This is a genomic window from Agrobacterium sp. InxBP2 (assembly GCF_026191755.1).
Taxonomy (GTDB): domain Bacteria; phylum Pseudomonadota; class Alphaproteobacteria; order Rhizobiales; family Rhizobiaceae; genus Agrobacterium; species Agrobacterium pusense.
The window spans coordinates 692923-706125 of record NZ_JAINDY010000033.1 but is presented as its reverse complement, the minus strand read 5'-3'; the positions used below and the strand labels follow the sequence as shown (position 1 = coordinate 706125).

Here is a 13203-nt window from a genome sequence, read left to right as displayed (position 1 = left end):
GGAATGATGAAGCCGGGTGATGAGCCCGGCTTTTTCATTTTATGGGGTGATGCGTGCGGAAAAAGTTCTGGAATGGGTGCTTCGGGCTTAGTGGGTATTGGTTTCTCGCGGTTTTCTCCTCCGTCATGCCGGACCGATCCGGCATCCAGTCGACGCGCGTCTGCGCGGCGGAATGAGTCTCCTCAGCCCAAGGACTTGGGCTGGCTGGATACCGGCTCAAGGCCCGTATGACGGATTTGGGGATGCAGCCCAAGTCAGGTCGAGCCGCTACGTGTCTAACCCCTGACCAGACCCACCGTCGTCTCGATGAAGTCGGCAATCGCGCCGGTATCGTCGAGATCGAAAACCGGAAGCGCCGTGTCCGTCACCGCGTGATCGGCGGCAATGGCGACGATATGCGGATCGAGCGGCGCCAGCGGTTCCGTTTTCGCCGCCTCAACCCGGCGCGCTTCGATTTTCGGCACCGGCTCGTATTTATAACCTTCGATCAGCACCAGGTCGCACGGCGCGAGGCGGGAGAGGATGTCTTCGAAGGAGGGCTCCGGTTCGCCGCGCAATTCATGCATGATGGCAAAGCGGGTGCCGGAAACGATGGTGACCTCGTGCGCGCCGGCCTGCCGGTGACGCCAGCTATCGGCGCCGACCTTGTCAATATCGAAATCGTGATGGGCGTGCTTGATGGTGGAGACACGGTAGCCGCGCGCCGTCAGTTCGGTGACGATGCGCACGGCAAGACCAGTTTTGCCCGAGTTCTTCCAGCCGGCGATGCCGAAGACCTTTTGTGCCGTCATGCTTCCATGCTCTCCAGATAGCTGCGCGCCAGTGCAAGCTCATCCGGCGTGTTGATGTTGAAGAACGGATCGAGGCTGCCCTTTGCCGTTTCCAGCGGCGCAAAAGCAACCCCAATGGTGACATGCCGGGCAAGATAAGCGCGGATGCGCCGGTTGGCATCGTTCTTCAGCCATGCCTCGAGATCATCGGCGAGAGCGACCGGCCACAACGCAAAGACCGGATGAAGCTGGCCGCTTGAGGCGGCAATTACGATTGCATTGTCCGACAGGTGTTCGCAAAGCCGCACCACAAGATCGTCAGGGAAAAACGGGCTGTCGGCGGGCGCAGTCAGGAAGTGGCTGACCGCGTCGCCGCGGTGCTGGAAATGGCGCATGCCGGCCAGAACGCCCGCGAGCGGACCGGCATGGCCGTTCAGCGTATCGGGCAGCAGCGGCAGGCCGAAACTTTCCGCCCAGCCATTGGCCGCATTGATGGTGACGTCGCAGACCTGCGGCGTGATGCTGCTGATGACATGGGACATGAGAGGCGCATCGCCCAATTGCACCATCGCCTTGTTGCTGCCCATACGCCGCGAAAGCCCGCCGGCGAGTACCAGGCCGGGTATTTCAAAAGGGGCCGTCATTCCCGCTTTTCCTGCAGCCTTACGATATAGGTGGTGAGGAGGGCGACAAGGCCGGTCGCCAGCATCACCAGAAGAAGCGGCCAGGTTCCATCCTCTTTTGAAAGAACCGAGGAGGCGAGAACCGAGAGTGCCGCGCCGCCGCCAATGGTCATGGCGCCGCCGAGACCGGATGCTGAGCCAGCCAGATGCGGCTGGACGCTGACCATGCCGGCATTGGCGCTGGGCAGCGTCACGCCGTTGCCGACGCCGATCAGGGCGAGCGGCACAAAAAACGCATAGGCGCTTTCCGCCCCGACCGAGATCAGCGCGATGGCGGCGATGATGCCGGCAATGCCGATGACATTGCCCGACAGCATCATGCGGGTGATGCCGATTTCGCTGGCATAACGACCGGAGATGAAGTTGCCGAGCATGTATCCGCTGGCCATGAAGAAGAATTGCAGGCCGAGCATGGCCGGCGAAAGCCCATAAAGCACGCTGCCGACAAAAGGCGCGCCGCCGAGAAAGGAGAAGAACATGCCCGATGAGAAGGTCGAGGTCAGAGCGTAACCCCAGAACAGCGGCGAGCGCAGAAGTTCCGGCCAGGCATGGAACTGCTGCGAGAAGCTTGCCGATCTGTTGTGGTTGGTTTCGCCGAGATCGAGCCAGGCGAGCGCCAGGATGCCGAGGCCAAGCAGGCAGAGGAGGGCGAAGCTCGATTGCCAGCCCGAGATGTCATTGAGCAGGCCGCCAACCGTTGGCCCCACCATCGGCACCACGGACATGCCCATCGTCACATAGCCGATCATCGAGGCCGCCTGTTCCATGGGCACCATGTCGCGCACGATCGCGCGGGCGAGCACGAAGCCGGAAACGACGGCCGCCTGCGCCACGCGCCCGATCATGAAGACAGTGATATTGGGCGCCAGCATGCACACAAGCGTCGCAACGATCATGACGGCGATGCTGGCGAGCATGACGGGGCGGCGCCCGAAGAGGTCGGAGAGCGGGCCGATGACGAGCTGCAGGCAGGCGGTGGCGGCGAGATAACCCGAGACGGCGAATTGCATCACCGCGTAATCGGTCTCGAAATACACTGCCATCGTCGCAAGCGAGGGCAGGAACACATTCATGCACAGCGCCGCGACACCGGCGATGACGACCAGCGTGATGATGTGGGGTGGGGTGGTTCTGTCCAGAAAACGGCCGCCGTTCATGTCATTCTCCCGCCTCTTCCGTTACGGCAGCTTTCGTTACGGAAGCCGGCCGTACGGTGGTCACGGCAGTGGGGGTGGCGGCCGCGCGCTTGGCCATCTGCGAGCGCTTGCGCAGGCTTTCCCGGTAGAAGGTATAAAGGCCCGAACTGATGATGATCATGGCGCCGATGATGGTGTAATTGTCGATTTTCTCGTTGAAGAAGAATATGCCGATCATGAAACCCCAGAGCAGGCCGGTATAACGGAACGGCGCGACGAAGGAAATTTCACCCGATCTCATCGACAATATGATCGCCTGGTAGCCGACCAGCACCAGAATGGCCGAGGCGGCCAGATGCGAGACGATCGTGACGTTCATAGGCTGCCAGCCGCCGAAGGGCAGGATCAAGAGGCCGCCCACTGCCATGTTGACGAAGGCGGTGATGACGGTGATCGCAAGCGAAGGCACATCGGCATACATTTTCCGCGTCAGCAGATCACGCGCGGCGGTAACGGCCAGCGATGCGACAACCAGCAGCGCGCCCGGCGTAAAGCCTTCCGGGCCGGGCCGGATGATGACGAGCACGCCGATGAAACCGACGATGATCGCCACCCAGCGCCGCCAGCCCACAGGTTCGCGCAGGAACAACGCCGCACCCAGCGTCACCACCAGCGGCAGGGACTGCAATATGGCCGAAGCATTGGAAAATTCGATGAGGCCGAGCGCCGTCAGATAAAGAACGGCGGCGGTCACCTCGCAGAGACAGCGCAGGATGATGATGGGGCGCAAAAGGGTTTTCAGGGGCCGGAGCGCGCCGAAATGCCGGGCCGCGATATAGATCAGCACCACGGTCATGATGCCGCGGACGAACATGATCTGACCGGTGTTGATGTAGGGGGTGACGGACTTCGTCAGCGCGTCGTTGGCCGTGAAGCTTGCCATTGCGAGCGCCATGAAAAGCGCGCCGCGCGTATTGTCCGTCAATGCCATTCCCAAATATCCCAGACCATGCGCGGTTTACTCCGTCCGCCCCTCCGGGCGATCTGGAGCCGCCGTTACGGCGCAACCACGCATTCCTCCATATAAAGAGACGTGGCACGGCAGAGCTGGCAATTCAACCGTTTATATGGGTGGGTGGATGAGAAAGACGTTCAGCCAGCCTCAGCCGCCTGTCACGCTCATATGGCGGGAGACTGCGGGTCGGTTGTGGGTGCGGTCGATGATGAAATCGTGTCCTTTCGGCTTGCGCAGAAGGGCTTCATCGATGGCGCTGGAAAGATAGGCGTCGCTGTCGGACGCGCGCAGCGCCGTGCGCAGATCGGCAGCGTCGTCCTGGCCGAGACACATATAAAGCGTGCCGGTGCAGGTGAGACGGACACGATTGCAGCTTTCGCAGAAATTATGGGTCATGGGCGTGATGAAGCCCAGCCGGCCGCCGGTTTCCTTCACCGTCACGTAACGGGCCGGGCCGCCGGTCTGGTAATCGCTGTCGATGAGCGTGAAGCTCTGCTCGAGATCGCTGCGCAATTTTGAAAGCGGCAGATAACGGTCGGTGCGGTCTTCCTCGATCTCGCCCATCGGCATGGTCTCGATGACCGTCAGGTCCATGCCGCGGCCGTGGGCGAAGCGCATCAGCTCCGGCATTTCGGCATCGTTGAAGTCCTTCAGCGCAACGGCGTTGAGTTTCACCTTGATACCTGCCGCCTGTGCGGCATCGAGCCCCTCCATCACCCGGTCGATATCCCCCCAGCGAGTGATATGGCGGAATTTATCGCTGTCGAGCGTATCGAGGGAGACATTGATGCGGCGCACGCGGCAATCGGCGAGTTCGGCTGCGAATTTCGCCAGCTGTGAGCCGTTGGTGGTCAGCGTCAATTCCTCGAGCGCACCGCTCTCGACATGCCGCCCGAGGTTCCTCACCAGGGACATGATGTTCTTGCGCACCAGCGGCTCACCGCCGGTCAGCCTCAGCTTGCGCACGCCGCGCGTTATGAAGACGGAACAGAGCCGGTCGAGTTCTTCGAGCGTCAGAAGGTCCTTCTTCGGCAGGAAGGTCATGTGTTCGGACATGCAATAGGTACAGCGAAAATCGCAGCGGTCGGTCACGGAAACGCGCAGATAGGTGATGGCGCGGCCGAAAGGGTCCACCATCGGTGCGTTGTTTTCCGTCAGGAACTGCGCTTTTCCAAGCGATCCGGGGAAACTGTTCACGTCTCCATCCTCATTGCGCGATGCGCCCCTCAAATGATGTAGTGGCTTGCCTATCCTGAGGCAAGTCCGTAATTCTGACGCATGTGATGAGCTTGCGGAAGTGAAAAATGAGTGATGCCTGGCCGACAGAGCTGCTTGTGTCGAAAGACCGGCGCGAATTGACCGTTTCCTTCGACGATGGAAGCGTTTACCGGCTGAAGGCCGAGATGCTGCGCGTGCTTTCGCCCTCGGCCGAAGTGCAGGGCCACGGGCCGGGACAAAAGGTCACGGTGCCGGGCAAACGCGATGTCGCCATCCGCTCCATGGTCGCGACAGGCAACTATGCGGTGCGCATCGTTTTTGACGATGGCCATGACAGTGGCATTTACACCTGGAAATACCTGAAGGAACTGGGTGAGACCGGGGACAGGCTGTTTGCGGATTATGAACGGGAGCTCGCCGAAAAGGGCTTGAGCAGGGAGCCACGGTACCGTTAGGCGGACGCAAGGCCTGCGGCCCCCCTCATTCCTGTGACAAGCACAGGAATGAGGGGGAGAAGGATAGCTGCCTCTGAAGCCCGCATGCCTGAAGGACAAGTAACCCGTTGAATCTGCGCATCGTCCTTCAGTAAAATCGTTTTCGCTTTTCACGCCGATGCGCTAGGAAGTGAGGGAGGGAACACCCTCGTCTTATTGATTTTCAGCGGGGTGGCGTGTGGCTGTAGAAGCGAACGGAAATGATCTGGCCCAGGTGGTCGTATTGCTGACGGCAGGCGTTGTCGCCGCGCCGATCTTCAAGCGCATCGGCCTCGGCTCTGTGCTGGGTTATCTCGCAGCCGGCCTGGTGATCGGGCCTTACGGTCTTGGTTTCTTTTCCGATTCGCAGGCCATTCTCCACATAGCGGAACTCGGCGTGGTGATGTTCCTGTTCATCATCGGCCTTGAAATGCAGCCGTCGCGGCTGTGGTCCATGCGGCAGGATATTTTCGGGCTCGGCGCATTGCAGGTGCTGGTCTGCATGGGCGGCCTGACGTTGATCGGGGTCGGTCTCGGCTTTCCTGTCATCATGTCCTTCGTCGCTGGCACGGGCTTCGTGCTGACGTCGACGGCGATCGTCATGCAGATGCTGCAGGAGCGCAACAGCATGTCGAGCCTGAAGGGCCAGCGCATCATCGCCATCCTGCTGTTCGAGGATCTGGCCATCGTGCCGCTGCTGGCGCTCGTCGCCTTCCTCGGTTCGGGCGGGGAAGATGTCACGGCGTCGGAGCGCTGGGTTTCCGTCGGCATTGCGCTTGCCGCCGTCGGTGCGCTCATCCTTGCCGGACGTTATCTGCTCAACCCGTTCTTCCGCCTGCTGGCGGCCTCCGGTGCGCGCGAGGTGATGACGGCTGCGGCGCTGCTGGTGGTGCTGGGTTCGGCGCTTCTGATGCAGGTCAGCGGCCTTTCCATGGCGATGGGCGCTTTCCTGGCCGGCGTGCTGCTGTCGGAATCCTCCTTCCGCCATCAGCTGGAGGCGGATATCGAGCCGTTTCGCGGCATTCTGCTCGGCCTGTTCTTCCTCGGCGTCGGCATGGCGATCGATCTTGCCGTCATTGCCTCCAACTGGCAATTGGTGCTGGTCAGTGTCGCCGGATACATGCTGCTCAAGGCCTTCCTCATCTATGGCGTGGCGCGGGCGCTCGGCACCACCAGGCGTGAAAGCCTGGAACGGGCGGTGCTGATGGCGCAGGGCGGGGAATTCGCCTTCGTGCTCTATTCGGCGGCTGTCAGCGCCGGCATTCTCGACCGGGAGGCCAATGCCATCCTGACGGCGACGATCATCATCTCCATGGTCCTGACGCCACTGATGGTCATCCTGCATGACCGGCTGGTGCCGGCGGCGGTTCCCAATACCGACGATCTCGACGTGCCTGAAAATGTCGAGGGCAGCATTCTCCTGATCGGTTTCGGACGTTTCGGCCAGATCGTCAGCCAGCCGCTTCTGGCGCGCGGTTACACGCTGTCTTTGATCGACAAGGATGCCGACTTCGTGCGCGATGCGGCGGAATTCGGTTTCAAGGTCTATTATGGCGATGGCTCGCGGGCGGAAATCCTCCATGCCGCCGGCGCCAGCACGGCGCGTGCTGTTCTCATCTGCGTCGACGACAAGGAAGCAGCGGTCCGGATCGCGGAGATCGTCAAGCATGAATTCCCGCTGGTTCCGGTTCTCGCCCGCGCCTATGACCGTGGCCATGCCATCGATCTGCTGAAGGCCGGCGTGGATTACCAGATTCGCGAGACGCTGGAATCGGCGCTGAATTTCAGCGAGGAGGTTCTGGGCGCCATGGGCGAGGAGCGGGAAGACGCCGCCCGTCTGGTGGAGGAATTCCGCGACCGCGACGAGGAGCGTTTCGCCATGGAGGTCGTCGGCGGCATTTATGCCGGCCGTTCGCTGATCCGCGGCAACGCCCAGCCAGCCGATCTCGTCGCCGCGCGCACGGCGCGTGAGCGGGCGGAGCGGGAAAAGGCGGAAGCGGCGGAAGATTAAGGGATTGCGCCCGGTGGTGTCGCAGGGTGATTTCGAGGGATAGGAACTGACATGACGATCATTCGCACGGTCGAGGAATTGAAGGCCATCTATGACGGCACGAGCGAGGCATCCATCGCCAAGGTGACAGCCGCGCTGACGGCCGAATACAGGCTGATGATCGAAACGTCACCGTTTCTCGCTCTGGCGACGGTAGGGCCGGAGGGCATGGACTGTTCACCGCGCGGCGACAAGGGCGGTGTGGTGCGCGTGGACGATGACAAGACCGTGCTGCTACCGGACTGGCGCGGCAATAACCGCGTGGATTCGCTTCTCAACATCGTGCGGGATCCGCGCGTGGCGCTGATGTTCCTGATCCCCGGCTCGAATACGACCATGCGCATCAATGGCCGCGCCTTGGTTTCCGTTGACCCAACGTTGTTGCAGAGCTTCGAGATGGATGGCAAACATCCGCGCACCGTCATCGTGGTCACGATCGACGAAGTCTATTTCCAGTGTGCACGGGCGCTGATGCGGTCTGAATTGTGGAATCCCGACAATTTTGTCGACCCGTCGTCGCTTCCGACGCCGGGTCTGCTGCTCAAGGCGGCCAAGGCGGAATTCGATCAGGAGACCTATGATCGCGAATGGGCGGCGCGCGCGGCGAAGACGATGTGGTGAGGCTTCCCCCTCTCGCCCTCATTCCTATGCTTGTCAGGAATGAGGGCGGGGACAGCGCTGTGTTTTTAATGCGCCCAAATCGGCGCAATTTGCTTCAAGTCCGATAAATCAGCCAGTTTTTGCCGGTATAGTTCTTCTGCATACCGTCCTCGTAGAAGACCGAGCGGTTCCGGCCGGTTTCCTTGGCGTGGTAGAGCGCCGTATCCGCATGGGCGTAAAGTTCGGTCGGATTGGTGGCCTGCGCGGCAGCGGCAAAACCGATCGAGATCGTTACCGTGCCGTAATCCGCGCCTGATCTCGAATTGCGGAAGGGTGTGCTCTCCAGCGACAGGCGGATGCGCTCGCACATCACCATGACTTCCTCCGGCGTATTGCCGTCGAGAATGATGGCGAATTCCTCGCCGCCGCTTCTGGCGACGAAGCCGTCCTTGCGGACATTCGCCCGAATGACCGAAGCGACGGTAGCCAGAATCTTGTCGCCTACCGGATGGCCGAACGTGTCGTTGATCCGCTTGAAGTGATCGATATCGAGCAGGACGAGCGACGTATATTGCAGGCCGATGGAGGTATCATAAACGGTTGCCAGCCGGTCGTCGAAAGCCCGCCGGTTGGAAAGGCGGGTCAGCGAATCGGTATTGGCGATGCGCTTGTATTCATCCAGCTCCAGGCGCACCTGGTGCATTTCCTCGGCATGGCGGTTGACGTCGTTGAACGCCTTTTCGCCGTCGATGATCTTCGAGCCGGTGGCCTCGGCCAGCAACGCAATTGCGTTTCTCAGAATATTGCTGCTGGCGGCATTCTTGTCATCGATACGCTGCCGCGTCTCGCCGAGGATCCTGTTGTAGTTCTCGATGGAGGATTGTTCCCGCCGTAAGGTCCCCAGAAGGGCTTCCAGTTCGCGTCGCAGCTTTTCATGCGCATCGTCGATGAAGCGCGCGGGACCGCCATCACCGTAACGCGCGGATAGCTCGTCCAGATCGTCCTGCGTCACCCGGTTTCCCAGCGCCGCCAGATCCTTGGTCAGCGCAGGGTTCGAACCGATATAGGCTTCGTAGAAAAGGCTGTAGTTGCGCGGGATCGGCGAAACACCCATGCTCCGCATGGCGTGGGCAATCTGCCCGGCAATGTCGGGTCCCGTGGTCTTGGGCGTGGATGCCGTGTTCATCAAGAAACTCCAGTGAGTCTGCTTATAGACTATGATTATTATTATGGAGGCTGTTTTGGAAAGCTTAATTTATGGAGAACTAATTTTTATTGCAGGAAATTCTATTTTGTACGATTTTTATCTTATTTAATTGATAATTATAAGTAATTTTCATTTTTTGGAATTTCCGGAATTTTTGACCTCTACTATCCGCCTTGGTGACAGTTTCGCATTTATTCTGTCAATCCCGATAACGCTTTGCAGCTGATTTATTTTGGCACAGCAACGTGATTCGTGGAGAGGAAAAAAGCTCAAGGGGCGGGGAATTTCCATTCGCCAAGACATGGTTTTGGGGAAGCCGATATTTGTCGGCCGTCTCCAAAGGCGCAACGTTACAGTTTGTCTGGCGAACCGGAAGGGATTGAACGCGGCGCCGTTCCGGGCGATGTCAGCAGGCGGGTGTACAAATGCCTCATCCGAGTGCCGTGAAAGCGTGTTGTCTACGTTTGGCTGCGGGTTCAGGCCCTGAGTTTGATGACCGGGCATTCGGCCCCGGCGTCAGCCTGCGGCGCATGGGGAGGGCGTATGATGAGGACGTCGGAATGGGCGAGGATGTTCATCATGGATGAATCCTGTCTGGCGTAAGGCTCCGCCACGACCACGCCGCCTTGACCGCTAACCAGGCGGGCGCGAAGATAATCCTGGCGGTGGTCGTTGGCTTTCAGCGCCGTCGCGGTTCTTGCGGTCGCGATGCGTTGCGGCGGCACACGCCGGCCAATCCGGCTGACCAGGGGTTCGAGGAAAAGCAGACCACAAACGAGACTGGCCACGGGGTTTCCGGGCAGGCCAAGAACCTGCATGCTGCCGATGGAGCCCACCATCAGCGGTTTTCCCGGGCGCATGGCGATGCGCCAGAAATCGAGCTGCATGCCCTCCGCCTTCAATGCAGCCTGCACCAGATCGTGGTCTCCGACGGAGGCGCCGCCGAGTGTCACCAGCACATCAACCTTCGCCGCAACGGCCTCGCCGATGGCGGCGCGGATCAGCGCGTCATCATCGGGGATAATGCCGAGATCCAGTACCTCTGCACCGGCTTTGCGGGCCAGCGCGGCGACGCCGAAGGTGTTGGACGCGATGATCTGCGCCGGCTGCGGAACGCTTCCGGGCGGCAGCAACTCATCGCCGGTGGCAAGGATGGCGATGCGTGGCCTGCGATAGACGGTAAGCGTGGCGTGGTTTGTCGCCGCCGCCAGCGTGAGATCGGCAAAGCCGAGTTCCCTTCCAACCTCCAGCACCGTTTCGCCTTTGGTGAAATCCTGCCCGCGCGGTCGGATATGTCGCCCAGCGGTGACATCGAAGGCCGTGCGGATCTTTCCGCCTTCCAGGACTTCGGCATCCTCCTGAATGAGGATCGTATCCGCACCCTGCGGCACGGGCGCGCCGGTGAAGATGCGCACCGCCTGTCCTTCACCCACCGTACCGGCAAAAGCATGACCGGCGGCGGCCTGGCCGATGACGGTGAGGACCGAGCCGATGGCCGGTGCATCGGCGCTGCGCAATGCATAACCGTCCATGGCTGAGGCATCGAAGGGGGGCTGGGTCAGGCTTGCGATGAGATCGACCGAGAGAACGCGGCCGTCGCATTCGGCGAGCGGCAGCGTTTCGGTGTCGGTGGCCGGAACCGCTGCGTCCAGAAGGCGCGCGATGGCCTCATCCACGGGCAGCAGCGGCTTCATTCAGTTCTCCTGTCGCCCGAAATCGCTGGCTTTGAAATCACCGGATTTGCCGCCGCTCTTTTCAAGCAGGCGGATATTGACGATCTCCATCGCCTTGTCGGCGGCCTTCGCCATGTCATAGATCGTCAGGCAGGCGATGGAGACGGCGGTCAGCGCTTCCATTTCCACGCCGGTCTTGCCCGACAGTTTCACCCTGGCCTCAACGCGGAGGCCGGGCAGGGTGGCATCTTCGGTGATGTCCACCGCCACCTTGGTCAGCATCAGCGGGTGGCAGAGCGGAATGAGATTGGCGGTCTGCTTCGCGGCCATGATGCCGGCCAGCCGTGCGGTGCCGATGACATCGCCCTTCTTGGCGTTGCCGTCGTGGATAAGCGCCAGCGTTTCCGGCTTCATTTTCACGAAGCCTTCGGCCACCGCAACACGCACGGTTTCCGCCTTGTCGCCAACATCGACCATATGCGCTTCACCGGCCGCATCGATATGGGTGAGCTTCGGGGCGTCGCTCATCCGGGTTTATTCCGCTGCCAGAATGCCGGACTGGCCCGTCAGCAGCGCCTTGGTGGCCGCCGTCACATCGTCCTTGCGCATCAGGCTTTCACCGACGAGGAAGGTGCTGATGCCGCTTTTTTTCAGGCGCTGGCAATCCTCGAAGGTGAAGATGCCGCTTTCGCCCACCAGCAGCCTGTCGGCGGGCACCAGTCCCGCCAGCCTTTCGCTGGTTTCGAGGCCAACCTCGAAAGTGCGAAGATTACGATTGTTGATGCCGAAAAGCGGCGAGTCGAGCTTCAGCGCCCGTTCCGTTTCCTCTTCGTCGTGCACTTCGATCAGCACATCCATGCCAAGCGCGAAAGCCTCGCCTTCCAGCCGTTTCGCGTCGTCATCCGACAGCGAGGCCATGATGAGGAGAATGCAGTCCGCGCCCCAGGCGCGGGCTTCGTGCACCTGATAGGTGTCGAACATGAAATCCTTGCGCAGCGCGGGCAGGGCGCAGGCATTGCGGGCGGCGGTCAGGAATTCCGGAGCGCCTTGAAAGCTCGGCCTGTCTGTCAGGACAGAAAGACATGCAGCGCCGCCAGCCTCATAGGCCGCAGCCAGCGCCGGCGGATCGAAATCGGGGCGGATGAGGCCCTTGGAGGGGCTGGCCTTCTTGATTTCGGCGATAAGGCCGAACTTGCCCTCGGCCTGCTTTGTTTTCAGCGCCCTGTAAAAACCGCGGGGTGCGCTCTGGTCGGCAGCCATGGCCTTCAGATCGGCCAGTGAAACCTTCGCCTTGGCGGCGGCGATTTCTTCGAGCTTGTAAGTCTCGATCTTCTTGAGAATGTCGCTCATGGTTTCGCTCTCATTCCTCGTTCGATACGGCGACCAGACGCTCCAGCGCGGCGGCGGCCTTGCCGCTGTCGAGGGCATCGCTGGCAATCGTCATGGCCTGGCCAAGCGTTTCCGCCTTGCCGGCGATGACAAGCGCTGCGGCTGCGTTGCAAAGCGATACGTCGCGATAGGCATTGCGCTTGCCTGAAAGAACCTCGCGCAGCGCCGCCGCATTGGCAATGCCGTCGCCGCCCTTGAGGTCGTCCATCCGCGCCGGCTCAACGCCGAAATCTTTTGGGGTCAGCTCGAAGGTGCGGATATTGCCGCCTTCGAGCGCCGCCACATGGGTGACGCCCGTGGTGGTGACTTCATCCATGCCGTCGCCATGCACGACCCAGATGCTTTCCGAACCCAGATCACGCAGCACTTCGGCAAGCGGCACCAGCCAGCGTGGCGAAAACACGCCGAGCAATTGCCGTTTTGCGCCGGCCGGGTTGGAGAGGGGGCCGAGCAGGTTGAAGATCGTGCGCGTACCGAGTTCGACGCGGCTCGGGCCAACGTGGCGCATGGCGGAATGGTGCATCTGCGCGAACATGAAGCCGAGACCCGCCTCGCTGATGCAGCGGGCGATGAGATCGGGACCGATATCGAGCTTCACGCCGAGTGCGGAAAGCGCATCTGCCGTGCCGGATTTGGAACTCAATGCCCGGTTGCCGTGCTTGGCGACCGGCAGGCCCGTGCCGGCGACGATGATCGAGGCGAGTGTCGAGATGTTGTAGGTCCCGATGCCGTCACCGCCGGTGCCGACGATATCGATGGCATTGGCGGGGGCGGAAACCGGCAACATCCGGGAACGCATGGAGGAGACTGCGCCGACGATTTCGTCGACCGTTTCACCGCGCACGCGCAGCGCCATCAGGAAACCGCCGATCTGCGACGGCGTGGCTTCGCCCGACATCAGAATGTCGAAAGCCGTGCGCGCATCCTCGCGGTTCAGGCTTTCTCCATTCGCAACCCTGGCGATCAGCGGCTTCAGTTCGGCCATCTCG

13 protein-coding genes are annotated in these 13203 nt (G+C 61.2%); 3 read left to right on the top strand and 10 right to left on the bottom strand.

Going from position 1 to position 13203, the window contains the following annotated elements; all coding sequences use genetic code 11:
- Positions 1-275: 275 nt before the first annotated feature.
- The 5 genes from mobB to moaA all read right to left on the bottom strand — a co-directional run bounded on the left by mobB (position 276) and on the right by moaA (position 4801).
- Positions 276-791: a molybdopterin-guanine dinucleotide biosynthesis protein B gene (gene mobB / locus K7A42_RS21340; protein ID WP_035211513.1), complete on the bottom strand. Its 516-nt coding sequence runs from the start codon at positions 789-791 to the stop codon at positions 276-278.
- Entirely contained in the window at positions 788-1414 is a 627-nt protein-coding gene (gene mobA / locus K7A42_RS21335; protein ID WP_282455809.1) for a molybdenum cofactor guanylyltransferase MobA, read from the bottom strand. The genes mobB and mobA overlap by 4 nt, the downstream gene beginning before the upstream one ends.
- Entirely contained in the window at positions 1411-2610 is a 1200-nt protein-coding gene (locus K7A42_RS21330; protein WP_022556265.1) for a multidrug effflux MFS transporter, read from the bottom strand. Before K7A42_RS21330 ends, mobA begins: the two co-directional genes overlap by 4 nt.
- 1 nt (position 2611) lies before the next feature.
- The gene (locus K7A42_RS21325) at positions 2612-3580 is read right to left on the bottom strand and encodes a DMT family transporter (RefSeq protein WP_112635851.1); all 969 of its coding nucleotides are present in this window, start codon (positions 3578-3580) and stop codon (positions 2612-2614) included.
- 171 nt (positions 3581-3751) lie between these two features.
- Positions 3752-4801 (bottom strand): GTP 3',8-cyclase MoaA, encoded by a 1050-nt coding sequence (gene moaA / locus K7A42_RS21320; RefSeq protein WP_004442124.1) that lies wholly within the window; start codon positions 4799-4801, stop codon positions 3752-3754.
- A 107-nt stretch (positions 4802-4908) separates the two neighbouring features.
- Between moaA and K7A42_RS21315 the strand changes: the two genes are divergently transcribed.
- The 3 genes from K7A42_RS21315 to K7A42_RS21305 all read left to right on the top strand — a co-directional run bounded on the left by K7A42_RS21315 (position 4909) and on the right by K7A42_RS21305 (position 7966).
- Positions 4909-5277 (top strand): gamma-butyrobetaine hydroxylase-like domain-containing protein, encoded by a 369-nt coding sequence (locus tag K7A42_RS21315; RefSeq protein ID WP_004442123.1) that lies wholly within the window; start codon positions 4909-4911, stop codon positions 5275-5277.
- A gap of 217 nt (positions 5278-5494) precedes the next feature.
- The gene (locus K7A42_RS21310; protein ID WP_034498961.1) at positions 5495-7306 is read left to right on the top strand and encodes a monovalent cation:proton antiporter-2 (CPA2) family protein; all 1812 of its coding nucleotides are present in this window, start codon (positions 5495-5497) and stop codon (positions 7304-7306) included.
- Between the two features lie 51 nt (positions 7307-7357).
- Complete coding sequence (locus K7A42_RS21305) at positions 7358-7966, top strand: pyridoxamine 5'-phosphate oxidase family protein (protein ID WP_004442121.1); 609 nt, start codon at positions 7358-7360, stop codon at positions 7964-7966.
- A 94-nt stretch (positions 7967-8060) separates the two neighbouring features.
- On the opposite strand, the gene K7A42_RS21300 is transcribed toward K7A42_RS21305, so the two are convergent.
- The 5 genes from K7A42_RS21300 to trpD form a co-directional block, all read right to left on the bottom strand.
- Complete coding sequence (locus K7A42_RS21300; RefSeq protein ID WP_004442120.1) at positions 8061-9131, bottom strand: GGDEF domain-containing protein; 1071 nt, start codon at positions 9129-9131, stop codon at positions 8061-8063.
- Between the two features lie 497 nt (positions 9132-9628).
- On the bottom strand, positions 9629-10846 hold the full coding sequence (gene glp / locus K7A42_RS21295) for a gephyrin-like molybdotransferase Glp (RefSeq protein ID WP_282455808.1): 1218 nt from the start codon (positions 10844-10846) through the stop codon (positions 9629-9631).
- Entirely contained in the window at positions 10847-11353 is a 507-nt protein-coding gene (gene moaC / locus K7A42_RS21290; protein ID WP_137068739.1) for a cyclic pyranopterin monophosphate synthase MoaC, read from the bottom strand.
- Between the two features lie 6 nt (positions 11354-11359).
- Positions 11360-12175 (bottom strand): indole-3-glycerol phosphate synthase TrpC, encoded by an 816-nt coding sequence (gene trpC / locus K7A42_RS21285; protein WP_282455807.1) that lies wholly within the window; start codon positions 12173-12175, stop codon positions 11360-11362.
- Positions 12176-12185: 10 nt separating this feature from the next.
- Positions 12186-13199, bottom strand: a complete 1014-nt coding sequence (gene trpD / locus K7A42_RS21280) for an anthranilate phosphoribosyltransferase (protein ID WP_006698866.1) — start codon at positions 13197-13199, stop codon at positions 12186-12188.
- Positions 13200-13203: the final 4 nt, after the last annotated feature.